The sequence below is a fragment of the Streptomyces puniciscabiei genome, from assembly GCF_006715785.1.
GTDB lineage: Bacteria > Actinomycetota > Actinomycetes > Streptomycetales > Streptomycetaceae > Streptomyces > Streptomyces puniciscabiei.
Genome location: NZ_VFNX01000004.1, coordinates 29,729 through 54,632, shown reverse-complemented (window position 1 = coordinate 54,632; position 24,904 = coordinate 29,729). Strand labels below are relative to the sequence as shown.

Below are 24,904 nucleotides of genomic sequence, written 5' to 3'. Positions count from 1 at the left end.
GATCACCCGATCACCCCCCACCCCTTCACGGAGAGCCGACGTGACAGACACCGGATTCAGCCCGGAGCGGATCGACACCGGCAAGCCGCACTCGGCACGGATGTACGACTGGTACCTGGACGGCAAGGACCACTACGTCGTCGACGCCGAGGCCGCGAGCAAGGTGCTGGAGCTCTTCCCGGGCGCCAAGGACACGGCCTGGGCCAACCGCGAGTTCATGCACCGGGCCGCCCGCTTCGTCGCCGGCCAGGGCGTGGACCAGTTCCTGGACGTGGGCACCGGGATCCCCACCGGGCCGAACCTGCACCAGGTCGTCCAGGCCGTCACCCCGGGCGCGCGGGTGGTGTACGCGGACAACGACCCGATCGTGCTGCGGCACGCCGAGGCGTTGCTGCACGGCACGCCCGAGGGCCGTACCGCCTATCTGCACGCCGACGTCCGCGAGCCGGAGCGGATCGTGGAGTACGCCCGCGAGCATCTGGACCTCGGCCGGCCGGTGGGCCTGTCGCTGATCGCGCTGCTGCCGTTCGTGACGGACGAGCAGGACCCGCACGGTGTCGTCCGGACCCTGCTGGAGCCGCTGCCCTCGGGCAGCTACCTGATGCTGTCCCACGGCGGCACGGAACTGTTCGACCCGGAGGTGTGGGGGCGCATCGACGCCGTGTACCGCTCCGGGGGCACCTCGGTGCGGTTGCGCTCGTACGCCGACGTGGTCCGGTTCTTCGACGGCCTGGAGCTCGCCGAGCCGGGTGTCGTCCAGGCCACCCACTGGCACCCCGAGCCGGGCATGCGGGTCCGCACGGAGCAGCCGGTGTACGTGGGGGTGGCCCGCAAGCCCTGACCGTCCCGGCTCCCCGGCCGGGGCCGGCGGCCCGCCGGTGCGAGCACTCAGTCCCAGGCCCCGGCTCGGGTGTGAATGTCCAACGCCTCGGCGGCGGTGCGCAGTTGCTCCGCCGCCGTCGTGCAGGCGGCGGCCTGCTGCTCCAGGGTGGGACGGCTCCGGTCGGGCGCCGCCGGGCAGCCGCTCAGAGTGGCCGCGGTGGCGAGCAGCTGACGGGCGTACCCGTCCATGAGGTCGGCGTCGGCCCGCAAGGTGCGGACCTGCGCGAGGAGTTCGTCGGCCGAGGCCGTGATCGATCGCGGGGACTCGGTCACCATGGCGGCTCCCACTCGACTGGGGTGAGGACAGGGGGCTTCAGCGCGGCAGGACGGCACCGGCGCTGCGGTGGAGCATGAACTGGGGGCAGCTCAGGACGAACCGGGGCCGGGCCCGGTCGACGCCGAGCCGGCGCAGCTGCCCGGCGAGGGGTTCGGCGGCCGCGGTGTCCAGCCGAAGCCGCACGCCGGCGCCGGGATGCAGCCGCGGCCTGCCGTGGACCCGCACCAGGGTGCGTACGGTGCTCTCGGCCCGGCGGCCGTAGAGGATCCAGTCGGCCTCCGGGCAGCGGATGCCCGGGCCGAGCCGGCCCTCGACGGAGAGGCCGAGGTCGCCGGACCGGACGGCGATCTCCCGGCCCGTCAGATCGGCCTCGGCGGTCGTCCGCATCGCGGGCTGCCCCCAGATCTCCTGGGCCACCACCCGGGCCTCGTCGCTGGTGACGGCGAGGGAGAGGACGTAACGGCCGGTGCGGCGCAGGTCGACGCGGCGCAGCAGGTCCGCGGCGACGTCGTACGGGCGCGGCCGCCACAGGTCGTCCACCAGGAGGGACAGGACGATCTCGGTGTACGGGCCGACAGTGGAGCAGCGGTGTTCGTACAGCGACAGCAGCGCCAGGGCCCGTCGGCCCAGCCGGCTCGGGGTCAGCCAGGTGGCGCCGGGCAGCAGGCCCCGTGCCGCGTCGGCGGGGACGGGGAAGCAGAGATGGACGGCGGAGGAGTCGTAGTAGCGCACCGGCACGTCGACCGGGCCGGCCGTCGTCGGCAGCGAGGTGGTCGGCACGGTGAGGAAGGGGTAGCCCTCGGGCGGGTGGGCGCGGTCCTTGAGTTGGTAGGCCTGGGTGCGCACGATCGGGCCGCGGTAGGGGGTGAGCGCCGCGTCGACGTCCTCGCGGGCGTCGGGGACGATCGTGCGCAGATGTTCGATGTACTCGCGGAGCATGTGGCACAGCGGGAACTCGTGGGTGGGCCCGGCGTAGTCGACCGCGTACCAGTGGGGGTGCGGGTCGAACGCGGAACCGGCGTCCCGGCCGTCCACGGCGGCCGCGATGTCGTGCTGGTTGGTGATGCCGGCGACCCAGGTGCGCGGGTCGGCGGGCTTCGTGCGGTCGACCGGCGAGCCGACGGCGACGACGTGCGTGACCCGGTAGGTGCGGCAGAACTCCTCGTCCCGGGCGAGGTTCATCAGCGCGACGCCGCCCTCGCCGTGCCCGATCAGCGCGAGGTCGGCGCCGCGCGGGACGCCGTAGTGCGCCAGCGCGAGCCGGACCGAGCGGGTGTGGGGCGAGTCGGTCGTGAACAGGTTCCGCCAGGCGCCGGCGAAGTCCGGCGCGGAGTCGTTGCGCGGCCGGCCCGGCGCCAAGCCGGGTGCCTGCACGACATAGCGGACGACACCGTCGGGACCGCGCACGTTCTGCACGAGGATCCGCCCGTCGGTGGACAGCACGTCGATGTTGCGCAGGAATCCGAGGAACGAGCCCTCGGTGGCGATGAACTGCTTCTCCTGGTCCGTGAGGTCGACGGCCTCGGCCGCGCCCCGGTCCATGGTGGCGAGGGGCGAGGCGCCGATCCCGTGCGGTGGATCGTGCGGCGGACCGGCGGACGGCTCGCGCCCCGCCACGAGCGGCCGGCCGGCGTCGTCGTGCTGCGGAGCCTCCTCCAGCAGGGCGCGGACGGCGACCAGTTCGGCCATCAGCGGGGCCAGCCCGGACAGGGCCCGCTGGGCGCCCGGGTCCCGGAACAGCGCGCGCAGTGCCCGTACGGCCTCCCGGTCGCGGTCGGCGGTGACGGCCGCCAGCAGCCGGCGCATGCCCGGGTCGCGTGCGAACTCCGGGTGGTCCACCAGTACGGCGGCGATCCTCAGGCGCAGCGAGGTGACGGCGACCAGCGCGGCCAGGCTCTCCCGGCCCAGCGCCTCGCCGGCCGCGCCGAGCACCTGGCCCACGCCGTTGGGCGCGCTGAACGCCGAGCCGCCGAGGGCCTGTCTGTTCGTCAGGGCCCGCAGCAGCGCCCACTGGGCGGCGAGGCCGGTACGGGGACGGCGGCGCGCGGAGGCGGTCAGGGACGGCGCGAACAGCGCGGCGCCGGTGCGTGCGGACACCGCACGGATGCCCTCGGCGACGTCCACCACGTCCCGTGCACACCGGCGCAGCAGTGCGCCGGCGTCCTGACCGTCCGGCGTGGGCCGTCCGGGTGCGTGCCCGTCCGCTCGCATCCGACGCTCCCTCGCTCGACGACGTACGACGACACAGGACAGGGGTCAGCCGCGCCGCAGGAGCGCGACCCCGGTCCCATCGTCGGCCAGGCACCCCGGCCCCGCACCTTCATCCCGCCAGCCGGCGGACGCCCACCCGGGCCGCGCCCCGCCCACCGTGCGTACAGGCCGGGTGCCGTCCGAGGAGCGCTCGCGTGTCCGCCCGCGGGCGAGCGGCCTCACGCCTCGGGCATCAGCCCCGCCGCGACCGTGGCCCCGAGTTCCCAGCACGCCTCGGTGTCGGCCTTGGCGGGCTCGCCGGTGACCGTCACCGCGTCGGCCGCGCGGCGCCAGCCGAGGCCGGTGGTGATGGCCTCGATAGCCCGGACGGCGCCGGTGACGTCATTGCCGCCGTGGACGTAGTAACCGAACGGCCGGCCCCGGGTCTCGTCCAGGCAGGGGTAGTAGATCTGGTCGAAGAAATGCTTCAGCGCACCAGACATGTAGCCGAGGTTGGCCGGTGTGCCGAGGAGATAGCCGTCGGCCGCGAGGACGTCGGCGGCGGTCGCGGCCAGGGCGGCCCGGCGGACGACGCGGACGCCCTCGATCTCCGGTGTCGTGGCGCCGGAGACGACGGCCTCGAACATCGCCTGGCAGTTGGGCGACGGGGTGTGATGGACGATCAGCAAGGTAGGCACACCCCGCACCCTGCCGTGCCCCCGCGACGTCTCGCAAACGACGGGGCGGGGCGGGCGGTGCGGCGGGGTGGATGCCGTGCGCGGGAGGACCGAAGGGGCTGCCGTGACCGGCGCGGCCGCAGTCGGGGCCGGTCCCGGCCCGCAGCGGCTACCGGTGGCGGCAGGCGACCACCGCCGACGTGGAGGCGGTCCATGACCTGGTCGCCGCGTACGGACACGCGCTGCAGGGCCGCACGGTGACCGGGGCGGACCGGCTCACCGCCGCACTCACGCGGCCCGGCCCGCGGCCGGAGGACGACACGGTGCTCGTGCACGACGGCACGGGCGTGGCGGCCGGCCACGGCTGGGTGAAGGGCCGACGGCCCAAGGCGCATGTCCTCGCGGCGGGCGGCGCTGCGAGGCGAACCGAGGTGCGGGATCCGCCGGCGGGCGTCACCGTACGACCGTTCCGGCACGGCGACGAACGGGCCGCGTACCGGCTCACCGAGGACGCCTTCGGCGAGTGGCAGCCGCGGCGGAAGAACCCTCCGGAACGGGCGGCAGACCGCTCGTCACCGGTTGACCGTCAGTGTCCTCGGTTACAGTTGCGCCCCTGACCAGGAGGGGAGCGGTTCGTGCAGGTCAAGGTGGGGTCCGTGCGGGGCGCGGTGGTGGTGGCGGTGGCGCTCGCCACGACGCTGGGCGGCTGCGCGAAATCGGCGGACGGTGACGGGAAGAAGGCCTCGGGCGCGACCCCGGCCGCGAAGAGCGAAGGGGCCGGGGGTGCGGCGACGGCGAGCGGCGGTTCGATCGGTGCGGCCGGTTCGGCCTGCGAGCTGCCCGTCCGTTTCGACCTCGCCAAGCACTGGAAGGCCAAGGCGATCGACGCCGAGGCGGAGCTGTCGAGGGCGTCGAAGGGCTCCGACGGCGACCTGAGCGGGTCGCTCGCCGACGCCTTCCTGCGCCAGGGACCGGTCACCGCGGCCTGCGAGATCGACGCCAAGCCCGCGGGCCTCATCGGCTTCCTGCGCGTGTGGACCGGCAAGGCGGGGAAGGCCGACGCGGGCAGCGTGCTGCGGGAGTTCGTCGCCGCGGAGGACAACGTCGGCAAGGAGCGGTACCACTCCTTCCGGACCGCCGGCGGGCTGAGCGGCGTGGAGGTGGAGTACCTCTACACCAGCAAGCTCCTGGGCGAGACGAAGAAGGAGACCGCGCTCGCGGTCGGCACGCCCGGTGGCCCGGTCGTCCTGCACCTCGGCGGAATGGACACCGAGGAGCACGAGGCGATGCGGCCCGCCTACGAACTCGCCAAGCAGACCCTGGAGTTGACCTGAGCGCCGCCGTCCGGCCGGCGCTCATTTCGGGTACGAGCCACGCGCTCCGGGTGGTGCAGGAGGCGGATCATCTCCTCGGTGGGCGTGCAGGCCGGCGCGGTGGGTTCCGGGGCCGGGTAGCGGCCGGCCGGCCGGGGAATCCAGGTCCCCTACAGGGCGCCGCCGTCCAGCGCGGTACGGACACAGACGTCGGCCACCGCGGCACGGGGCGTCGCTCGGGGGACCGCTCCGCGGAGGAGGCCCATCCGTGAAGTGGCCCTCCTCCGCTGGACGGTCGGCCGTCCCGGGCTGATGCCGTCAGTACCGCAGACGCCTGGCCCTGAGCAGCATGATCAGGCCCGACATGGCGAGCAGGGTGCCGAGCGCCGCGGGCCACAGGTGCGCTCCGGTCTCCGCGAGCGCCCCGTGCGTGCCCTGGGGCTGGGGCTGCGCGGAGGTGGGCGGGACGTATCCGGCGGCGGTCGCCTGGGCCGACTCGGACTGGGTGGGCACGGCCTGGGCGGACTCGGCCTGGGTGGACGCCGGCCTGGCGGGCGAGGGCGTGGAGCTGGGCGTGGGCCGTGCCGGCGCGGTGGGCCGGTCCGCCTTGGCCGTGCCGTGATTCCCGGTGCGGTGGTCGTGCTGGGACGTGCCGTCGTGGGGAGCGGTGGTACGCCGGTCCGGAGTGGTCGTGCGGTCCGGCGTGACCGTCGCGTCGGTCCTCGGTTGCTCGCCGGGCTGTGTGGCCGAGGGCGCCGGGGCGGAGGTCACGGTGGCGGTGTCGCCGGGCTGTCCGGTCGTACCGTAGCTGGGGGCGGCCGTCGTACCTGAGCCGGGGGCGGCCGTGGTACCTGAGCCGGGGGCGGCCGTCGTGCCGGAGCCGGAACTCGCCGTGGGAGACGCCGTCGTACCCGGCTGGTCGCCGTCCGAGCCGCAGGTGCGGCCGGCGTTGATGCAGTCGACCATCTGGCGCATCAGGTCCTCGTCGAAGACGTTGATGAAGTCGCCGTGGTCGGTGACGGGCTTGTGCAGTTGCTCGGGGAAGGAGTCGACCGCGAAGAGCGGGGCCGTCCGGCCGCCGTCCTGGAGGCTCGGCGCCTTGACGTCGTAGACGATGCGCTCGACCAGCTGCGGAATGGCCTGGAAGCCGGCCGGGCAGGAGCCGTCGGGGCCGGTGAAGGCCACATGCGTACGGTGGTTGGCGCTGTCGATGTTGCGGCCGTCCCAGCAGCTCTGGAACCGGAAGGAACGCACCACGTCACTGCCCGGCGGGCACAGCGGGTACTTGTCCTTCAGCTGCCGGTCCTCGTAACCGGTGCAGCTCCAGGAGGCGTTGGCGTTGCCGGGACCGTTGACGAAGGCCTTGGCGTCGCCGGTGATGATGCGCAGCAGGCGGGGCATGGCGGTGACCTTGCCGCGCGGGTTGCCCGTGAAGGTCAGCGTGACCTGCTTGGGCGTGACGATCTGGCCGGCGTTGCCCTCCGTGCCGCCGCCCGGGGAGCCCGCGTCCCGCTCCTGTGTGCCGTTCTGCAGGCGCAGCACCGGCCAGTAGTACGAGGACTTGTCGCCCTTGTCCACGCAGCTCGTGCCGGCGTTCGCCAGGTCGTCGTCGCTCGCGAAGGCGTTGTTGCCCTGGTTGCCGACGTAGTCGTGGAAGTGGTGGGCGCCGTTGGAGACGCCGGGGGCGACGATGACGTTGTCGGAGTTGAACAGACCGTTCGCGTTGACACCGCAGTCCGAGGTGAAGCTGCCGCGCGAGGCGTCGGCCTGCTGCGGCGGGTTCGGCGCGGCGGGCGGTACGGAGGTGATGTCCGCGTAGTCGGAGACGACGGGTCCGTTGCCGCCCTGGCCGGCGCCGCCCGGCTGGGCACCCGGGCTCGGGGTGGCGGTGGACTGGGGGCCGGCGCTCGCACCGTCGCCGCCGGGGCGCAGGGAGCAGGCGGCCATGGCGTCGAGGCCCTGCGGGCGCTCCCCGGCCCGGTCGATCGCGTCGGTGATCCGGCCGATCGCCGCGGCCCGCTCGTCCTTCAACGGGTTCATGATGGTGGCGTCGACCGAGCCGGAGTCCTGCCCGCCGGCCTGCCCCGACTGCTGGAGCTTCCGGTAGGCCTCCGCCGTCTGCCGGTCCAGCAGGGCGAGTTCACGGTCCACGTCGGGACGGGCCGCGTCCGGCACGGCGGTCAGCCGGCTGCCGACGTCGGGGCAGTAGATCGTGGCCATGCCCGCGGACAGAACGTGTCCGGTTCCGTTCGCTCCGGATCCGTCACCCCAGCCCTCGGACGCCGAGGCGTAGACATTGGCCGCGACGAGGCCGCCTCCGCCCAGCATCAGAGCCATCGCTGCGAAGGTCGCGCGTCGTGCGCCGGTCGGGCGTCTGCGCCTGTTGCGTACCAAGGTCGTCCCCTGTGTGGTGTGTGCGCCGGTCGGGCATGGAGCTCCCGGGCCCCATACGGAGGGCGGCGCCGATGTGTTCAACGGAATCGCGAATTCACCGGGACCTCACAGGAAAACGCGGAACGCGCCCCTTCCCCTTCGAACGTCACCACGAACATCACAAATACGTATCGGACATTTCGCACCTCAACCTTCACACGAGGTACACACGTTGGCTAGGTTGACGCGAGGCCGCCCGGTCCTCGACTGACCGGACGCAACGGCCCAACTGCCCTGCGGGGCAAGGAAGGAGCGTGTCTTCCATGGCGCCGGAGAGCCGCGACGAGGCTGCGCGGGACGAGGTTCGGCAGCGGATCGACTCCCTCTACGACCAGGCCGAGAACGCGACCGGGAACTACAACGCGACCCGGGCCATGGCCTCGGTGACCCGCTCACGGGGTGTCCCGCTGGCCAAGCGCCCGGGGCGGCGACCGGATCCCGCTCTCGACGAGATCGCCCGGCAGTGGTTCGAAGGGGCACGGGCCAAGCTCGGCCCGACCGTGCCCGCCGTGCTGCCCGACGGCCCCGCGGCGACGGGACGCTCCCGGGGCCGGACGGGCGGCTCACCGGGCGCCCTGGGCCGGAACTCGTCCGCTCGACGGTCCGAGGCCCTGGAGCGGGCCGCCGAGCGCGCGGTGACCGAGCTGACGGCCGGCCGGGCGACGGACCCGGAGAGCCTAGCCCTGGCGGCACGCGAAAGCGCACGCGCCGCACTGCCCGGCCCACGACGCCCCGAACTGCCCAGCGGCGGCACCCGGTCGACACCCCTGAGCGGGACCGGTACGGCCGGCGCGAGCACGGCGGGCCTGGCGCTGTCCGGCGCGGCAGCCCAGGCGGCACCCGATCCGCGCGGAGTACCGGCCGACCTCGCCCCGGTACAGCCGGGCGGCCTCGGAACGGTGTCCCCGGCCGGTCTGGGAGCGGCCGAGCTGACCGCTCTGGGAGCGGTGTCTCCGGCCGGTCTCGCAGCGGCCGAGCTGACCGGTCTGGGAGCGATGTCTCCGGGCGGCCTCGGAACGGCAGAACCCACCAGCTTCGGAACGACAGGATCGGCCAGCCCGGGAACGGCGCAACCGACCGGCCTCGGACCGCTGCAGCCGGGCAGCCTCGGAACGGTGTCCCCGGCCGGTCTGGGAGCGGCCGAGCTGACCGCTCTGGGAGCGGTGTCTCCGGCCGGTCTCGCAGCGGCCGAGCTGACCGGTCTGGGAACGGTGTCTCCAGCCGGCCTCGGAGCGGCGGAACCGACCGGCCTCGGACCGATGTATCCGGCCGGTCCCGGTACTGCGCCACCGGACGGGCCCGGTCCGGTCGAGACCGCCGTCCTCCCGGTGACCACGCTGTCCGCCGCGCCGGGTACCCCGGTTCAGGAAGCGTGGACGCATGCCGGGCCCAGCGCGCCGGGCCGTCCCTCCCCGGCCACCTCCAAGGCGAGCAACCAGCGCAAGCTGGCCGCGGCCAGTGACGTGATCACCCGGTACACCGCCCGGCTCACCACGGCCGCCGCGGCCGCTCAGGCCGCGCCCATGCCGGCGTCGCTGCCGGAGTCCGTTGCGGCCGCACCTCAGGCATTCGTCACGGCCGCACCGCCGACGCCGGTCACCACCGCACCCCCCACGCCCATGACGGCCGCACCCCCGGCGCCACTTGCGGTCACCCCACCCATGCCGGTTACGACCACACCGCTCATGCCGGCACCAACCGCCCCGTCGGCTCCCGTCACCGCGGCACCCCCCGCCCCCGTGACAGCCGTACCGTCGACCGCACCTCCCCTGCAGGCCGCCTCCCCCAACCCCGCAACCACCCAGTGGCAGCAGCCGGTCGAGGCGACCCCTGGCGCGACGGCAGCCGCGATGCCGGTCACGGACGCCTCGCCCGCCGCCCCGGCCCCCGTGGCCGGCCCCGCTTCCCTCACCGCCCTCGCCGAGTCGTCCCGGGCCGGGCGGGCCGCCAAGGCCATCACGTTCGCCCGGGCGCAGATCGGCAAGCCCTGTGTGTGGGGCGCCACCGGGCCGGACTCCTACGACTGCTCCAGCCTCACCCAGGCCGCCTGGCGGGCCGCCGGTGTGCCGCTGCCGCGGGCCGCCTACCAGCAGGCGCTCGCCGGTGCGCCGGTCACCCTCGCCGGGATCGAGCCCGGCGATCTGGTCCTCTTCTTCGACGACGACCGGCACGTGGGCCTCCATGTCGGCGGCGGCATGATGGTGCACGCGCCGGGTCCGGGGGCGTCGATACGCGAGGAGTCGATCTACGGCGCCGGGGAGTCGGCGATCCACCGGATCGTGCGGCCCGCCTGAGCCGGGGGCGGGAAGCCGCGCCGGGCGTCAGCCGTGGCGCCGGGACGCGCGCCGGCTCTCGTAGTGGTCGAGCAGGGTTTCCTCCAACGGCCGGTAGCTGAGGCCCAGTTCGTGGATGCTGCGGCTGTTGTCGACGCGGAAGCGTATGCCGAGGTGCTTGCGTATGTAGTCCTGGGTCAGGCCGAAGGCGGGGCCCAGGACGCGGACCGGCCAGTGCGGCAGCCTGGTGCGCGGGAGCCGGAGGTCGCGGGGGTGGCGGGCGAGGATGACGCGGGCCATCTCGTGGAACGACGTCATGGTCTCGGCGGCCACGATGTACCGCCCGTGCGCGGACGGGTTCTCGGCGGCGGCGATGTGCGCGCCGGCCACGTCCCGGACGTCCGCCGTGGTGAAGCTGAAGTCCGGTGCGCCGTACCAGAAGTAGCCCTTGAACAGCTCGTCCAGCAGGAAGAGGCTCCAGCACGTCGGCATAGTCGCCGAAGACCGCGCCCACGGTCGAGGTGAACACCAGCGTGTGCACCTGAGGGCTCCGCCCGATCGCCGCCAGTACGTTGCGGGTGCCCAGCAGCGCCGGGTCCACGACGTCCCGTCGGCCGTCCTTGATGCGCTCCGGCATCAGGAACGGCGAGGCCACATGGAAGACGACCGAGCAGCCGCGGAACGCCTCGTCGAAGCTGCCGCCCTTGAGCAAGTCGGCCTCGAAGAGCTTCAGTTGACCGGGACAGGCCTCCTGGAGCTCCCACAACGGCCGGAGTTTCGCCGCGTCGGCCCTGTTGCGTACGGTGGCGTGGACCAGGTAGCCCCGCTCCAGCAGGCGTCGTACGAGATGGCTGCCGACGAAGCCGCTGCCGCCCGTCACCGCCACCGTCGTCCCCGCGCGTCCGCCCACGCCCGTCCCCCTTCCCCCACCCCTCGGCCATAAGATGATGCTGGGCCAGTCATAAGATCCCCTTATGAGGTCATAGACCGGACCCGCGTACCAACTTAGGTGTGCCTTAGTTTAGGCTTCCCGATCGAGTCGCCCATTCACGCTCGAAGGGAACCTGATCATGCCGCGCCCCCTGCGGGTAGCCATCGTCGGAGCCGGCCCCGCCGGGATCTACGCCGCCGACGCCCTGCTCAAGTCCGAGGTGGCCGCCGACCCCGGCGTCTCCATCGACCTCTTCGAGCGGATGCCCGCCCCGTTCGGCCTGATCCGGTACGGCGTCGCCCCCGACCACCCGCGCATCAAGGGCATCATCACCGCCCTGCACCAGGTGCTCGACAAGCCGCAGATCCGGCTGTTCGGCAACGTCGACTACCCGACCGACATCAGCCTGGACGACCTGCGCGCCTTCTACGACGCGGTGATCTTCTCCACCGGCGCGATGGCCGACCGCGAACTGTCCTTGCCCGGCATCGACCTGGACGGCTCCTACGGCGCCGCCGACTTCGTCTCCTGGTACGACGGCCACCCGGACGTCCCGCGCACCTGGCCGCTCCAAGCGGAGAAGGTCGCCGTACTGGGCGTCGGCAACGTGGCCCTCGACGTGGCCCGCATCCTCGCCAAGACCGCGGACGAACTGCTGCCGACCGAGATCCCGCCGAACGTCTACGACGGCCTGAAGGCCAACAAGGCCGTCGAGATCCACGTGTTCGGCCGGCGCGGCCCCGCCCAGGCGAAGTTCAGCCCGATGGAGCTGCGCGAGCTGGACCACTCGCCGAACATCGAGGTGATCGTCGACCCCGAGGACATCGACTACGACGAGGGCTCGATCGAGACCCGGCGCGGCAACAAGCAGGCCGACATGGTCGCCAAGACCCTGGAGAACTGGGCGATCCGCGATGTCGGCGACCGGCCGCACAAGCTGTTCCTGCACTTCTTCGAGTCGCCCGCGGAGATCCTCGGTGAGGACGGCCGGGTCGTCGGCCTGCGCACCGAGCGCACCGCCCTCGACGGCACCGGAAACGTCAAGGGCACCGGCGAGTTCAAGGACTGGGACGTCACCGCCGTCTACCGTGCGGTCGGCTACCTCTCCGAGAAACTGCCCAAGCTGCCCTGGGACATGGAGACGGGCACGATCCCGGACGAGGGCGGCCGGGTGATCGAGGAGGGCGGCACTCATCTGCAGTCCACCTACGTCACCGGCTGGATCCGGCGCGGCCCCGTCGGCCTGATCGGCCACACCAAGGGCGACGCCAACGAGACCGTCGCCAACCTGCTGGACGACTACGCGAACAGCCGGCTGCACACCCCGGCCTCGCCCGAGCCGGAGGCGGTGGACGCCTTCCTCGCCGCACGCGAGGTCCGCTTCACCACCTGGGAGGGCTGGTACAAGCTGGACGCCGCCGAGCGCGCCCTGGGCGAGCCGCAGGGCCGTGAGCGCGTGAAGATCGTCGAGCGCGAGGACATGCTGCGGGAGAGCGGGGCGTAGGACCGGGACTCCGCAGGGACTCACGAGGGGCCGGTGCCGATGCACCGGCCCCTCGCCGTGACCGCGCCGCGCGGGCCCGGGCGCGGCCGCGCAGACCGTACGGCCGGCGCGGGGCGGGACAGCACCGGGGTCGGGCCCCGAAGACCCCGAGGCGCTCAGCGTGCCGCGCGTTCGCGGCGGCCGGCCACCGTCAGGAGCACGGTCAGCAGTGCGAGCGCGGCGGTCTGGGCGAGAGCCCCGCCGGTGTACGGGCCGGCGCCGGGCACCCGGAGCCACGGGTAGACGGCGGCGACACGCGCGGCCAGCAGGAGCAGGCCGAGCGCGGCGAGGCCGAGGGCGCCGCCGGGCGCGGCGCTCGCCGCGCGGCGGGCGCTCCACAGCAGCCGGCCGAGGGCGGCGACAAGGAAGCAGTTGGCGGGCCCCCACACCAGGTCGTCGGCGGTGGGCAGCAGCACCAGGGACGCGCCGGTCACCACGCACGTCGCCATGAGGACCAGACCGGGAGTGCCGGCGGGCAGCCGGGCCGGGGGTGCGTCGCGGTGGTGGGCGGCGCACAGCGCGAGGGCGGGCAGCCAGGCGAGCAGCGCCAGCGTCACGACGAACGCCGGCTCGGTGACGACCGTCGCCCCCGTCAGCGAGCTGACCAGCGGCCACAGGGTGGGTACGGCGGCCCCCAGGGCGCCGATCCGGGCGAGGCGACGGCGGTCGTACAGGAGGGCGAAATAGGCGACGGCCCAGCCGAGCGGCAGGATCCACTGGGCGACGGCGACGATCGCGGTGAGGAGTCCGTGGTCGGTGAAGTCCGCCAGGAACAGCCGCCGTTCCGCACCGCCCCGGGTGAACGACCAGGTCAGCCGCAGGACCGGCGCGACGATCGCGGAGGCCGCCAGGAGCAGGACGGCGGCCAGTGCGAAGAGCCGCGCGCCCGATCCGAGCACGACGTAGCGCCGGGGCGCCCCGGCGGCGCCGAGGCGGCTGCGCACAGCCAGGGCGGCGATGCTCGCCACCTCCCCGAGCGTGGGCCGGCTCTGGTCCTGGGTGTCGCGATCGAGGTCCTCCAGGTACGTCTCGACCATCTCCTCCTCCCGCTCCCGCCGGTAGTAGGCGGGGAGCAGGCGCAGGACGGTGCGGTACCGGGCCTCCAGCAGCGTGGTCATGCGTAGCCTCCCGCGAGTCCGGGTGCGGTGGGGGGTTCCAGCCCGGCCGGGCCCCGGGCGGGGCGGGCGCCGGCGCGGCGGCCCTCGGCGATGCGGCGCTTGGCCGCCCCGGCACCGGCGGCCATCCGCTCGGCCTCCGCCTCCAGGGCGGCCACTCCGTCGTCGGTGAGCCGGTAGTAGCGGCGCAGCCGGCCCTGCCGGACCTCTTCCCGGTCCAGCACGATCAGGCCGTCCGCGGTGAGCCGGTCCAGCACTCCGTACAGCGTGCCGACCCGCAACTGCACCTCTCCGTCGGAGAGTTCCGCCGTCTCCCGCAGGATGCCGTAGCCGTGCCGGGGCTGGTCGGCGAGCGCCGTGAGGACGAAGAACGCCGCCCGGGTCATGCTCTTCGCGGTCATGCGGCCAGGATATATCGCCTGCCGATATATATCGAGCAGCAAGATCTGAAGACCCAATAGCCCGCCTACCTCCCCCGAGCAGGCAGAACGGGGTCCGCCCCTAAGCGGATGGATGGGCGGACCCCGTTCGCCGGACCATTGTGGGGGCCGTACGAGGCCCCGACCACGTGTGAACGACGGCCACCCGACGCGTGCCCCGTGCGCCCCGGGTGGACCGCGCGCGTCCCGTGCGCGGGGGCGTGCGGCCGCCGCCACACGCCGCCATCCGGCCCCTGGCGACGTGAGCCCGCGCCGAGCGGTGATACTGGGAGGCACACCCGCCCCCATCAGCAGATTGGCTCATGTCGAACTCCACCGCCGACCGCGCCACCGTCCCGCAGACCCTCTGGGCGGTCCGTGGCCGCCACACCGGTCCCGCCCCCGAGGAGGTCGTCCGCCGCACCCTGCGCCGGCACCAGGAGAGCGGCGACATCGACGACTTCGCCGAACCTCCCGTGCCGGAGGACTCGGCCCGGCGCGTGTTCGAGGCGCGCTGGCGGGTCGCCGGCACGGTGACCGTACGGGCCCGGCTCACGCTCGTGGCGCAGGAGGGCCGGCGCCAGGGGCACGAGTGGCGGCTCGTCGCGGAGGCGGAACGCCCGTGGGACGAGGCGTGGCCCTCGCCGGCGACGCTGTTCTGGCCCGAGGCGGCGGTCGGCGAGGACGGCTCCTGGGACCACCACGCCATGGTGACCGGGCTGCGCCTGAGGCAGGTCAACGCGCTGCCCGCGGACGACAAGGAGATGCGGCGCCGGCTGCGGGACGCGGCGCGCGAGGCGTGGTGCCTCAATGTCGTCGTGCACGAGGCGATGACCCCCGACGAGCAGGGCAGGCTGCCGCTGACCCGGCTGCTGCCGCCGGGCCTCAGGCACCGGGTGGTGGAGCACCGGGCCGCGCCGCACCAGTTCCGTGCCGTCAACTGGGCGCTGAAGGACCTCGGCGTCGAGGTGCCGCGCGGTGGCGCGGTGCTGCTGCCCCCGGACCCGGCGCCGGAGGGCTACGACAGCCGCGAGCACACCGTGCGCAGCGTCTTCCTGGACGGCTCCGAGCCCGCCGAACTCCTCGCGGCCCTGCGGCACTTCGCCGCCCTGCCCCGGCCCCTGCCGCAGGAGGCCGAGGAGGCGCTGACCGACCTGCGGGAGAACTGGACCCTGCTGACCCTCCAGGAGGAGCTGGAACGGGAACGGCGGCTGGTCGCGCGGTACGCCGAGGCGCTGGAGGCGATGACCAGGTCCCGTGACCTGTACAAGGAGGCCGCCGAGCAGGCCCTGGAGGCACTGGCCGCCTACCGTGACGTCCCCGCGCCCGCTCTCCCGCCGCAGCGGCCCGCGTCCCGCACGCCGGGCGCGTTGCAGCAGCTGACCCGGACGTTCGAGCGGCTGCGGTTCGCCCCCAAGGGCCGGCAACAGCCGGCGCCCGCCCCGCAGGGCCCGGCGCCGGGCTCGGTGAACGGCGCGCCGGACGCATCGACGGGGAACGGCAGCACCGAGCCCGCCGACGGCACGGACCGGTCGTCGTAGCCGAGAAGGTGGGGTCGGGCAGCCGTCGTAGCGGTCACCGCGCGGCCGGACAGTCGTCGTAGCCGTACCGTTGCACTCTGGAGGGAGGCCGGATGGATTCCACCACCACCGTGCTGGTGATCGGCGCCGTCGTCGCGGCGGTGCTGCTCGCCGTCGCCCTCGGCCTGCTGGTACGGCTGGTGCGCGCCCGGCGCACGCTGCGGCGGGCCGGGCTGCCGACGGGGCCGCGCTGGGTGTTCTGGGGCGCGGTCGCCTATCTGCTGCTGCCCACCGACCTGCTGCCCGACCCCGTCTACCTGGACGACATCGCCGTCCTGCTGCTCGCCCTGCGCAGCCTGCGCGCCACCCGGCCGCTGCCGCCCGGTCCGGCCGAGCCCTGAACGGCCGCCGCAGGCCTCATCATGGACCGGTGCAGACCGAGTTCACCGGTATACCCGGTACGCCGAAGGCCCCGGACGTGGCCGTGGTCGTCGATGTCATGCGGGCGTTCACCGTGGCCGCCTGGGCGTTCCGGCGCGGTGCCGAGCGGATCGTCTTCGCCCGTACGCAGCAGGAGGCACTGGACCTGAAGGCCCGTCGCCCGGGCTGGCAGGCCTTCCAGGACGGCGCTCCGGTGCCGGGGTTCGACCTGGCCAACTCGCCCGCGCGGCTGCGTTCCCTGGACGTGCGGGGCCGTACGATCGTGCAGAAGACCACCGCCGGGACGGCCGGGGCGCTCGCCGTGGCGGACGCCGGACTGCTGCTGTGCGCGAGCTTCGTGGTGGCCGGTGCGACCGCCGAGGTGCTTCGCCGGGCCCGGCCGGAGAGGGTGACCTTCGTCGTCACCGGGGACGACGGCCGGGCCGAGGAGGACCTCGCCTGCGCCGAGTACATTGCGGACCGCGTCCGGGCCGCCGACGCGGACCCCGCCCCCTACCTCGAACGGGCCCGGCGCTCCGACGCCGCCGGACGGCTCGCCGACGGCGTGCGGCGCGGCTGGACCGGTGTCCATCCCGAGGACGTGGCGATGTGCCTGGAGGCGGACCTCTTCCCGTTCGCCATGGCGGCCGCCCGGGTGGACGGCCATCTGGTGCTGCGCCCGCTGCACGCCGGGAGCCCCGGGCTGGGCCCTGCCGGACCGGCACGACCGGCCGGCTGAGCCGGTCCGCGCTCCCGCGGCAGGTCTTCCCCGCCCCTCTCTCCCCTCTCTTTCCCGCTTCTTTCCCGCTCCTCCCAGGTGCGTCGAAGGCTCCGTCGGGCGCATTCTTGCTGTGTCATCCACCCGGAGGCGCACGGGACGAGGTAGGGGCGATGACTGGGAGCGGTGGGGAGCAGGCGGTCCGTACGCGGGCCCGGCTGGCCGCGCTGCTGGCCGACACCTCGACCGGCGCGCTCGGTGCGGCCGGTGGGCGGGTGGCGGCCGTGTATCTGCGCTCCGGCACGCCGGGCCTGCTGCGCCTCGCGGCGCTCGCGGGGCTGCCCGGGCCACTGTTCCGGCCCTGGTGGCGCATGCACGTCGACCGCCCCTTCCCCGTCGCCGACGCCTACCGCCTCGGTGTACCCGTGGTGCTGGCGAACGCCACCGAGACGGTGCGCCGGTATCCGCAGTTCGCGGCGAGCCTGCCCTTCCCGTTCGGTTCGGTGCACGTGCCGGTGCCGGGCGGGAGCGAGCCGCTGGGGGTACTGATGGTGCTGCGCCCGGCGGTGACGGACACCGCGGAGGAGCTGCTGGACCGGGAGCTGCTCGACAGGCTCGCCGAAGGCCTGGGCGCCGAGCTGCTCGGACTGGCCGACGGCGACCCGGGCGCGGTGATCTGGGACGGTGAGCCACTGTGCGTACGGCCGCCCGCGAACCGGCCCGCGCAGGCCGTCATGGCCCGGTTCGGCTGGAATCCCGAGACCTCGGTGGTGCGCGCGGACGACCGGCTGCACACCCTTCTCGGGCTGCCCCCCGGCGACTTCGAGGGGACCGACACGGCGCTCGCCGACGCGCTGACCCCGCACGACGCGCACCTGGTCCTGGCCGCGCTGCGCGACGCCGCGGCCGGTAAGCCGCCCGCCGCGCCGCTGAGCCTGCGGGCGCGGGACGGCACGCCGCGGCTGCTGGACGTGTGGCCGACCGCCGGGGACGGGCCCGTGGAGCAGGTCGCCGGGGTGGTCGTCGCCCCGGGGCCCGCCGTCTTCGCGGACGGCGCGGCCGACCTGCTGCCGCAGGGCGTGTTCTGCCTGGACCGGCTGGGGCTGATCGTGTACGTCAACGAGGCCGCGGCCCGGCTGGCCGGCCGGGACCGGGAGTGGCTGCTCGGGCGCCCGTTGTGGGAGGCGATGCCGTGGCTGACCGGTGCGCCGTACGACGACCAACTGCGCGGCGCGCTGCTGTCCCCGGGTCCGGTGCACTTCCATGTGCGCCGTCCGGCCGGGGGACGCGGCGAGACAGGTGCGGGCGACTGGCTCGCCGTGTCGGTGCACTGCGGCGAGGACCTGCTGTGCTGCACACTCGTCCCGGCCGGCCGCGTGGACGCCCCGGTCGCGCCGGCCGTCGAGGAGCACGTCCTGGAGGACGTCGTGGCGGCGGGCGGCCCGATGACGCCGCTGTACCGGCCGATCGCCCTGGCCATCGCGCTGACGGACGCGGTGACCGCCCGCCAGGTGTCGGCCGTGGTGGTGCAGGAGCTGCTGCCCGCGTTCGGCGGCGGGTGCCTCGCCATCTACCTGCTCCAGGAACGGCATCTGTATCTCGCCTGGGAGAGCGGCTTCCCGCGGGGGTTCCTCAACCAGTTCGAGGGGGTCGGCCTGGACGCGCGACTGCCGGGCGTGGAGTGCCTGACCACGGGCAGACCGCTGTTCTTCGAGTCGATGGAGCAGATGGCGGCCGCCTACCCGGGCATGCCGCTGGACGCGGACGAGGGCGCCCGCGCCTTCCTGCCACTGATCGCCTCCGGGCGGCCGGTGGGCTCGTGCATCCTCGGCTTCGACCGCCCGCGTGGCTTCAGCACCGAGGAGCGTGCGGTCCTCACCGCGCTCGCCGGGCTGATCGCCCACGCCATGGAGCGGGCCCAGCGCTACGACAGCGAGGCCGCCCTCGCCCGCGGCCTGCAGCAGGCGCTGCTGCCCCGCCGGCTGTCGGCGCATCCGCAGGTGGAGACGGCGGGCCGGTATCTGCCGGGCACCCAGGGCATGGACGTGGGCGGTGACTGGTACGACGTGGTCGAGGCGGGTGACGGACTGGCGCTCGTGATCGGCGATGTGCAGGGGCACGGGGTGCAGGCGGCGGCCACCATGGGGCAGCTGCGCAGTGCCGTACGGGCGTTCGCGCTGGGCGACCGGCCGCCCGACGAGGTGCTGAGCGGCACCAACCACCTGCTGATCGACCTGGACCCCGGTCAGTTCGCCAGCTGCTGCTATCTGCGGCTGGACCCCGCCACCGGCCGGGCCCGGATCGCCCGGGCGGGACATCCGCCACCGCTGCTGCGCTCCCCCGACGGACGGACCCGGCTGGTGGACGTCCCGGGCGGTGTCGTCCTGGGGGTGGATCCGCGGGCCCGGTACCCGGTGGCCGAGCTGCTGCTGGAGCCGGACGCGATCCTCGCTCTGTACACGGACGGGCTGGTGGAGCGGCCGGGCGCGGACATCGACGAGGGCATCGAGACGCTGCGGCTGGCGCTCTCCAAGGCGGGGGGCGCCGCCGGGCGCCGGGGCGGGCGGTCGCTGGCCGGGGTCGCCGACCGGCTCACGGCCACCGCCCGGCACGCCACCGACCGCCCGGACGACGTGGCGCTGCTGCTCGCCGCCCGCCGTTCGGTCCCCGTACACCGCCGGTGAGCGGATCGTGCCGTCCGATCGGCGGCAATCACCTCGGGTGACAGTCTCGCCGGAGCGAGCCGGGCAGTGTAGACATGGGCACATGGTGCGACTGTCCGGCCGGAGCGCGACCCGGCCGCCCCGTCCTTCCGAGCCCCCGCGCGTCTCGGAGGGCCCGCGGCCGCAGGGCCCGGGCGGGAGCGGCGGCGCGCCCGGGGCGCTGCGGTCGGCGGTGACCGGGCGCAGCGTCGCCGGACAGGTGTTCCTGCTCCAAGTGGTGATCGTGCTGCTGCTGATCGTGGCGGCGGTGGTGGCGCAGGTGCTCCAGGTGCGGCGCGACAGCGACCTGGAGGCAAAGAACCGTTCCCTCTCCGTCGCCCAGTCGTTCGCGAACGCGCCGGGCACGGCGGCCGCGCTGCGCTCCGCGCACCCGACGGCCATCCTCCAGCCGAAGGCCGAGGCCGTGCGCAAGGCGACCGGCGTGGACTTCGTCGTCGTGATGAACACCGACGGCATCCGCTACACGCACCCCAACCCCGACCGCATCGGCAAGAAGTTCGTCGGCACGATCGCCCCGGCGGTGGCCGGCGGCACGGTCGTCGAGCACGTCAACGGCACCATAGGGCCGCTGGTGCAGATCGTGGTGCCGGTGAAGGACGCCTCCGGCAAGGTCGTGGGCCTGGTGTCGTCCGGGATCACCACGGCGCACGTGGGCGGGGCGGCCAATCAGCAACTGCCCCTGCTGCTCGTGGCGGCAGCGGCGGCGCTCGCACTGGCCCTCGGGGGCACGGCCCTGGTCAGCAGACGGCTGCTGCGCCAGACCCACGGCCTGGGCCCGTACGAGATGACCCGGATGTACGAGCACCACGACGCGGTGCTGCACGCGGTCCGGGAGGGCGTGCTGATCGTCGGCGACGGCGGCCGGCTGCTGCTCGCCAACGACGAGGCGCACCGGCTGCTGGACCTGCCGGAGGACGCCGAGCGGCGCAGCGTGCTGGAGCTGGGGCTGGACGACGAGACGGCGGCGCTGCTGGCCTCGGGCCGGGTGGCCACCGACGAGGTGCACCTGGTCAAGGACCGGCTGCTGGCGATCAACCAGCGGCCCACCGATGTGCGCGGCGGCCCGGCCGGCAGTGTCACCACGCTGCGCGACTCCACCGAGCTGCGCGCCCTGTCGGGCCGGGCGGAGGTGGCGCGCGAGCGGCTGAACATGCTGTACGACGCCGGGGTGGGCATCGGCACCAGCCTGGATGTGACCCGTACCGCCGAGGAACTGGCCGGCCTGGCGGTGCCCCGGTTCGCGGACTACGCGACCGTGGACCTGTTCGACGCGGTCCTGCACGGCGAGGAGCCCAAGCCGGGCACGGCGCTGCGCCGCGCCGCCTGTGCCGGCATCCGCGAGGACACCCCGCTGTATCCGGTGGACGAGCGGATCCGGTTCGTGGCGACCTCGCCGCAGGCGCGCAGCCTGACCACCGGGCAGTCGGTCCTGGTGCCCCGGCTGCGCGAGGCGCCCGGCTGGCGCGCGCAGAACCACGAGCGCACCGACCGGGTGCTGGACTACGGCATCCACTCGCTGATCACCGTGCCGCTCCGGGCGGGCAGCCTGGTGCTGGGCGTGGCGAATTTCTGGCGTTCGGAGAAGCCGCAGCCGTTCGACTCCGAGGAGCTGGCGCTCGCCGAGGAGCTGGTCGCTCGGGCGGCGGTGTCCATCGACAACGCCCGCCGGTACACCCGCGAGCACAGCATGGCGGTCACCCTCCAGCGCAGTCTGCTGCCGCGCTCGCTGCCGGAGCAGGGCGCGCTGGAGATCGCCTACCGGTATCTGCCGGCGCAGGCCGGGGTGGGCGGGGACTGGTTCGACGTGCTGCCGCTGTCCGGTGCCCGGGTGGCGCTGGTGGTGGGGGACGTGGTGGGACACGGGCTGCACGCGGCGGCCACCATGGGCCGGCTGCGCACGGCGGTGCACAACTTCTCCGCGCTGGACCTGCCGCCCGACGAACTCCTCGGTCTGCTGGACGAGTTGGTCGGCCGGATCGACCAGGACGAGACCGCGGCGGACGGCTCCGCGGCGATCGCCGGCGCGACCTGTCTGTACGCGGTGTACGACCCGGTGGCACGGCGCTGCAGTGTGGCCCGGGCCGGTCATCCGCCGCCCGCGGTGGTGCGCCCCGACGGCGGGGTGGAGTTCCCGGAGGTGCCGGCCGGGCCGCCGCTGGGTCTGGGCGGGCTGCCGTTCGAGACGGCCGAGCTGGAGCTGGCGGAGGGCAGCCGGCTGGTGCTGTACACCGACGGGCTGGTGGAGGACCGTGAACGGGACATCGACGTCGGTCTGGAGCTGCTGAGCGACGCGCTGAGCGGCACGCCGGGCGGCTCGCCGGAGGAGACCTGCCGCGCCGTGCTGGACCGGCTGCCGGCCCGGCCGAGCGACGACGTCGCGCTGATCGTCGCCCGGACCCGGGTGCTGGGCGGCGACCGGGTCGCCGAGTGGCAGGTGCCGTCGGACCCCGCGGCGGTGTCCGAGGTGCGGTCCGCGGTGACCCGCCGGCTCGCCGACTGGGGCCTGGAGGAGCTGGACTTCACGACGGAGCTGGTCCTGAGCGAGCTGGTCACCAACGCCATCCGCTACGGCCGCGGCCCCATCGGAGTACGGCTGCTGCGCGAGCGCACGCTGATCTGCGAGGTGTCCGACCGCAGCACGACCTCCCCGCACCTGCGGTACGCGGCGACCACCGACGAGGGCGGCCGTGGCCTGTTCCTGGTCGCCCAGCTCGCCGAGCGCTGGGGCACCCGCTACACCGCCAACGGCAAGATCATCTGGGCGGAACAGCTACTGCCGTGACGTACGCCGAGGTCCCACCGGTGGGGATTGCGCGACCGGGCCCGGCGGACGACGCACGCATGCGTTCCGCCGGGCCCGTTCCGGGTTACCGGTTCCCCTGAGCGGAGGAGGCGGTCAGGCGCTCAGTCGCTCGCGCAGCAGCTGCTTCCCCATCTCCGCGCCCTTACGGCTGTCCGCCTGTGCCTTGTGGAACAGGTCCACGAGCTCGTTGTCGTGGTCGCGTTCGGCGTCCTGGATGTACGTCTCCAGGCGAAGGGCGTTGTCCAGGCACGCCTCCACGTACCAGATCAGGTCGTAGTTCTTGTCGCGCGTACCGGTGACGCCGCCGGTCTCGCTGGTGCTGGTCATACGGGGTCTCCTCCTTCTGTCGACCCTGCGTCGTTCTCCTTCCGGAGACCTCCGGGTACCCGTACGACCTGCGGACACACCGCCCCGATGGTCAGCCGAGGGCGCGGTCGAGGTTGAAGGCGGCGCTGATCAGGGACAGGTGTGTGAAGGCCTGCGGGAAGTTCCCCTGTTGCTCACCGGTCCGGCCGATCTCCTCCGCGTACAGACCGAGGTGGTTGGCGTAGGTGAGCATCTTCTCGAAGGCCAGCCGGGCCTCGTCGAGCCGGCCGGCCCGCACCAGCGCCTCGACGTACCAGAAGGAGCAGATGGAGAAGGTGCCCTCGTCGCCGCGCAGTCCGTCGGGGCTGGCCTGGGGGTCGTAGCGGTAGACCAGGGAGTCGGAGACCAGGTCCTCGGTGAGGGCGTCCAGGGTGGACAGCCACTTGGGGTCGGTGGGGGCGATGAACTTGGCGAGCGGCATCATCAGCAGCGAGGCGTCCAGCACGTCGCCGCCCTCGTACTGCACGAAGGCGGCGCGCCGCTCGGACCAGCCGCGGTCCATGATCCGCCGGTAGATCGCGTCGCGGGCCTGGCGCCAGCGCCGGTGATCGGCGGGCAGTCCGCGCCGGTTGGCGAGGCGGATGGCCCGTTCGATCGCGACCCAGCACATCAGCCGCGAGTACAGGAAGTTCTTGCGGCCGCCCCGGGTCTCCCACACGCCCTCGTCGGGCTGGTCCCAGTGGGCGCACACCCATTCGACCAGACGGCTCACGTCGTCCCACTGCTGGCTGGAGATCGGCTGGGCCCACTTGTCGTACAGGTAGATCGAGTCGATCAGGGCGCCGTAGATGTCCAGCTGGAGCTGGCCGGCGGCGTCGTTGCCGACCCGGACCGGGGCGGAGCCCTGATGGCCCTCCAGGTGCGGCAGCTCGCGCTCGGGCAGGTCGGCGCGGCCGTCGATGCCGTACATGATCTGCAGCGGGGGCGTGCCGTCGGCGCCGTCGCAGGGGCTGACGTGCGTGGTCAGGAAGCGCATGAAGGCCTCCGCCTCGCCGGTGAAGCCGAGCCGCAGCAGCGCGTAGACGGCGAAGGCGGCGTCCCGCACCCACACATACCGGTAGTCCCAGTTCCGCTCGCCGCCGAGCTGCTCGGGCAGGCTGGTGGTGGGGGCGGCGACGATGGCGCCGGTCGGCGCGTAGGTGAGCAGCTTCAGGGTGAGCGCGGAGCGGTGCACCATCTCGCGCCAGCGGCCGCGGTACCGGGACTGGTGCAGCCAGTGCCGCCAGTAGGCGACCGTGGCGTTGAACTCGTGCTCGGCCTCGGCGCGGGCACAGCCGCGGGGGGCCACCGCCTCGCCGACCTGGTCGAGGGCGAACACCGCGGTCTCGCCCTCGCCGAGCTTGAAGTCGGCGCGGGCGTCCCGGGCATCGCACTCCAGGGCGACCGTGGAGGTCAGCGACAGCGACAGCACGGCGGACTCGAAGACGACGGTGCCGGCCTGGTTGCGCACGGAGTGCGGGGCCGCGCCGTAGTCGAACCGCGGGGCGACCAGCACCCGGAAGGGGACGGTGCCGCGCACGCAGACCACGCGCCGGATCAGCCGGTGCCGGGCCGCCTCGCCCGGCCCGGCCGCGCTGTCGGAGGTGACCGGCATGAAGTCCTGCACCTCGCCGACGCCGTCCTCGGTGAAGAACCGGGTGATCAGTACGTTGGTGTCGGGGAAGTAGAACTGCTTGGCACGCGCGGGTACGGCGGCGGCCAGCTCGAAGCTGCCGCCGCGCTCGGCGTCGAGGACGGCCGCGAAGACGCTGGGGGAGTCGAAGGACGGACAGCAGTACCAGTCGATGGTGCCGTTCGAGCCGACCAGTGCCACGCTGCGCAGGTCGCCGATGAGTCCGTGCTCGGCGATGGGCAGGTAGCGGGCGCGGAGGCGGACGTCCTCGGGAAACGGGGTCTCGGGAAACGGGGTCTCGGCCATCTGCGGCCTCCCGGTGAGCGGTGCGAGATGGATTCCAGCTTAGGAGTGTGTGCTCTCCGGTGGCGTGGGAAGGCGCTGCGGGGAATGGTGAGAGTGTGCCCCGTTCGGCGGCACCGGCACGGATGCGGTCATCCGGACCGAGGAGGAGGCATCATGTCGACGATCACACCCGACGAATCCCGGTCGTCCGACGACCACTGCACCCCGGACGCCCTGCTCCACTCCGCTCCCTCCAGGGATGTCACCCCGGAGGACCTGGTGATGGCGGCGGGCAGGGACGTCACACCGAAGAACCTCGACTGGGCCCGCCGCAAGATGGAGAAGGAGGGCCCGACAGCCATCGAGAGGCTGCTGCCGTAGGGCGGTCCGGGGCGAGCAGAGGG

19 protein-coding genes and 1 pseudogene are annotated in these 24,904 nt (G+C 73.9%); 11 read left to right on the top strand and 9 right to left on the bottom strand.

The window, feature by feature from the left end:
• Positions 1–40 precede the first annotated feature (40 nt).
• A complete protein-coding gene (locus tag FB563_RS38170) occupies positions 41–841 on the top strand; it encodes an SAM-dependent methyltransferase (protein ID WP_079049073.1) in 801 nt (266 codons plus the stop codon).
• A gap of 47 nt (positions 842–888) precedes the next feature.
• On the opposite strand, the gene FB563_RS38165 is transcribed toward FB563_RS38170, so the two are convergent.
• The 3 genes from FB563_RS38165 to FB563_RS38155 all read right to left on the bottom strand — a co-directional run bounded on the left by FB563_RS38165 (position 889) and on the right by FB563_RS38155 (position 4,047).
• Positions 889–1,158: a hypothetical protein gene (locus FB563_RS38165; protein WP_055709703.1), complete on the bottom strand. Its 270-nt coding sequence runs from the start codon at positions 1,156–1,158 to the stop codon at positions 889–891.
• Positions 1,159–1,195: 37 nt separating this feature from the next.
• Positions 1,196–3,370 (bottom strand): acetoacetate decarboxylase family protein, encoded by a 2,175-nt coding sequence (locus tag FB563_RS38160; RefSeq protein WP_055709702.1) that lies wholly within the window; start codon positions 3,368–3,370, stop codon positions 1,196–1,198.
• A 218-nt stretch (positions 3,371–3,588) separates the two neighbouring features.
• The gene (locus FB563_RS38155; protein ID WP_055709701.1) at positions 3,589–4,047 is read right to left on the bottom strand and encodes a flavodoxin family protein; all 459 of its coding nucleotides are present in this window, start codon (positions 4,045–4,047) and stop codon (positions 3,589–3,591) included.
• 179 nt (positions 4,048–4,226) lie between these two features.
• Here FB563_RS38155 and FB563_RS38150 point away from each other — a divergent pair, with 179 nt between their 5' ends.
• Together FB563_RS38150 and FB563_RS38145 are read left to right on the top strand one after the other, a co-directional pair.
• Positions 4,227–4,643, top strand: a complete 417-nt coding sequence (locus FB563_RS38150; RefSeq protein ID WP_055709700.1) for a hypothetical protein — start codon at positions 4,227–4,229, stop codon at positions 4,641–4,643.
• Positions 4,644–4,661: 18 nt separating this feature from the next.
• Positions 4,662–5,360 carry a lipoprotein gene (locus FB563_RS38145; RefSeq protein WP_055709699.1) on the top strand — a complete coding sequence of 233 codons (699 nt, stop codon included), beginning with the start codon at positions 4,662–4,664 and terminating at the stop codon, positions 5,358–5,360.
• A gap of 297 nt (positions 5,361–5,657) precedes the next feature.
• Here FB563_RS38145 and FB563_RS38135 read toward each other — a convergent pair whose 3' ends face one another.
• Entirely contained in the window at positions 5,658–7,676 is a 2,019-nt protein-coding gene (locus tag FB563_RS38135; protein WP_234358032.1) for a DUF1996 domain-containing protein, read from the bottom strand.
• 359 nt (positions 7,677–8,035) lie between these two features.
• Between FB563_RS38135 and FB563_RS45320 the strand changes: the two genes are divergently transcribed.
• Entirely contained in the window at positions 8,036–10,066 is a 2,031-nt protein-coding gene (locus tag FB563_RS45320) for an NlpC/P60 family protein (protein ID WP_341874453.1), read from the top strand.
• A 27-nt stretch (positions 10,067–10,093) separates the two neighbouring features.
• On the opposite strand, the pseudogene FB563_RS38125 reads toward FB563_RS45320, so the two are convergent.
• Positions 10,094–10,955 (bottom strand): annotated as a pseudogene (locus tag FB563_RS38125) (NAD-dependent epimerase/dehydratase family protein).
• Positions 10,956–11,115: 160 nt separating this feature from the next.
• Between FB563_RS38125 and FB563_RS38120 the strand changes: the two are divergent.
• Entirely contained in the window at positions 11,116–12,480 is a 1,365-nt protein-coding gene (locus FB563_RS38120; protein ID WP_055709352.1) for an FAD-dependent oxidoreductase, read from the top strand.
• Positions 12,481–12,635: 155 nt separating this feature from the next.
• Here the strand turns inward: FB563_RS38120 and FB563_RS38115 are convergent, their stop codons facing one another.
• Complete coding sequence (locus FB563_RS38115; RefSeq protein WP_055709353.1) at positions 12,636–13,637, bottom strand: hypothetical protein; 1,002 nt, start codon at positions 13,635–13,637, stop codon at positions 12,636–12,638.
• Entirely contained in the window at positions 13,634–14,020 is a 387-nt protein-coding gene (locus tag FB563_RS38110) for a PadR family transcriptional regulator (RefSeq protein WP_055709354.1), read from the bottom strand. Before FB563_RS38110 ends, FB563_RS38115 begins: the two co-directional genes overlap by 4 nt.
• A 356-nt stretch (positions 14,021–14,376) precedes the next feature.
• Here FB563_RS38110 and FB563_RS38105 point away from each other — a divergent pair, with 356 nt between their 5' ends.
• The 5 genes from FB563_RS38105 to FB563_RS38085 all read left to right on the top strand — a co-directional run bounded on the left by FB563_RS38105 (position 14,377) and on the right by FB563_RS38085 (position 22,216).
• The gene (locus tag FB563_RS38105) at positions 14,377–15,594 is read left to right on the top strand and encodes a hypothetical protein (RefSeq protein WP_234357983.1); all 1,218 of its coding nucleotides are present in this window, start codon (positions 14,377–14,379) and stop codon (positions 15,592–15,594) included.
• 92 nt (positions 15,595–15,686) lie between these two features.
• Positions 15,687–15,974, top strand: a complete 288-nt coding sequence (locus FB563_RS38100) for a DUF1232 domain-containing protein (protein ID WP_055709355.1) — start codon at positions 15,687–15,689, stop codon at positions 15,972–15,974.
• A 29-nt stretch (positions 15,975–16,003) separates the two neighbouring features.
• Positions 16,004–16,732: a 2-phosphosulfolactate phosphatase gene (locus FB563_RS38095; RefSeq protein ID WP_055709356.1), complete on the top strand. Its 729-nt coding sequence runs from the start codon at positions 16,004–16,006 to the stop codon at positions 16,730–16,732.
• Positions 16,733–16,884: 152 nt separating this feature from the next.
• Entirely contained in the window at positions 16,885–19,395 is a 2,511-nt protein-coding gene (locus FB563_RS38090) for a SpoIIE family protein phosphatase (RefSeq protein ID WP_055709357.1), read from the top strand.
• An 82-nt stretch (positions 19,396–19,477) separates the two neighbouring features.
• Positions 19,478–22,216: a SpoIIE family protein phosphatase gene (locus FB563_RS38085; RefSeq protein WP_079049042.1), complete on the top strand. Its 2,739-nt coding sequence runs from the start codon at positions 19,478–19,480 to the stop codon at positions 22,214–22,216.
• Positions 22,217–22,330: 114 nt separating this feature from the next.
• On the opposite strand, the gene FB563_RS38080 is transcribed toward FB563_RS38085, so the two are convergent.
• Both FB563_RS38080 and FB563_RS38075 read right to left on the bottom strand, forming a co-directional pair.
• Positions 22,331–22,564 (bottom strand): hypothetical protein, encoded by a 234-nt coding sequence (locus FB563_RS38080; RefSeq protein WP_055709358.1) that lies wholly within the window; start codon positions 22,562–22,564, stop codon positions 22,331–22,333.
• A 91-nt stretch (positions 22,565–22,655) separates the two neighbouring features.
• A complete protein-coding gene (locus FB563_RS38075; protein WP_055709359.1) occupies positions 22,656–24,521 on the bottom strand; it encodes a glycoside hydrolase family 15 protein in 1,866 nt (621 codons plus the stop codon).
• Positions 24,522–24,674: 153 nt separating this feature from the next.
• Here FB563_RS38075 and FB563_RS38070 point away from each other — a divergent pair, with 153 nt between their 5' ends.
• Positions 24,675–24,881, top strand: a complete 207-nt coding sequence (locus FB563_RS38070) for a hypothetical protein (RefSeq protein ID WP_055709360.1) — start codon at positions 24,675–24,677, stop codon at positions 24,879–24,881.
• The last annotated feature ends 23 nt before the right edge of the window (positions 24,882–24,904 follow it).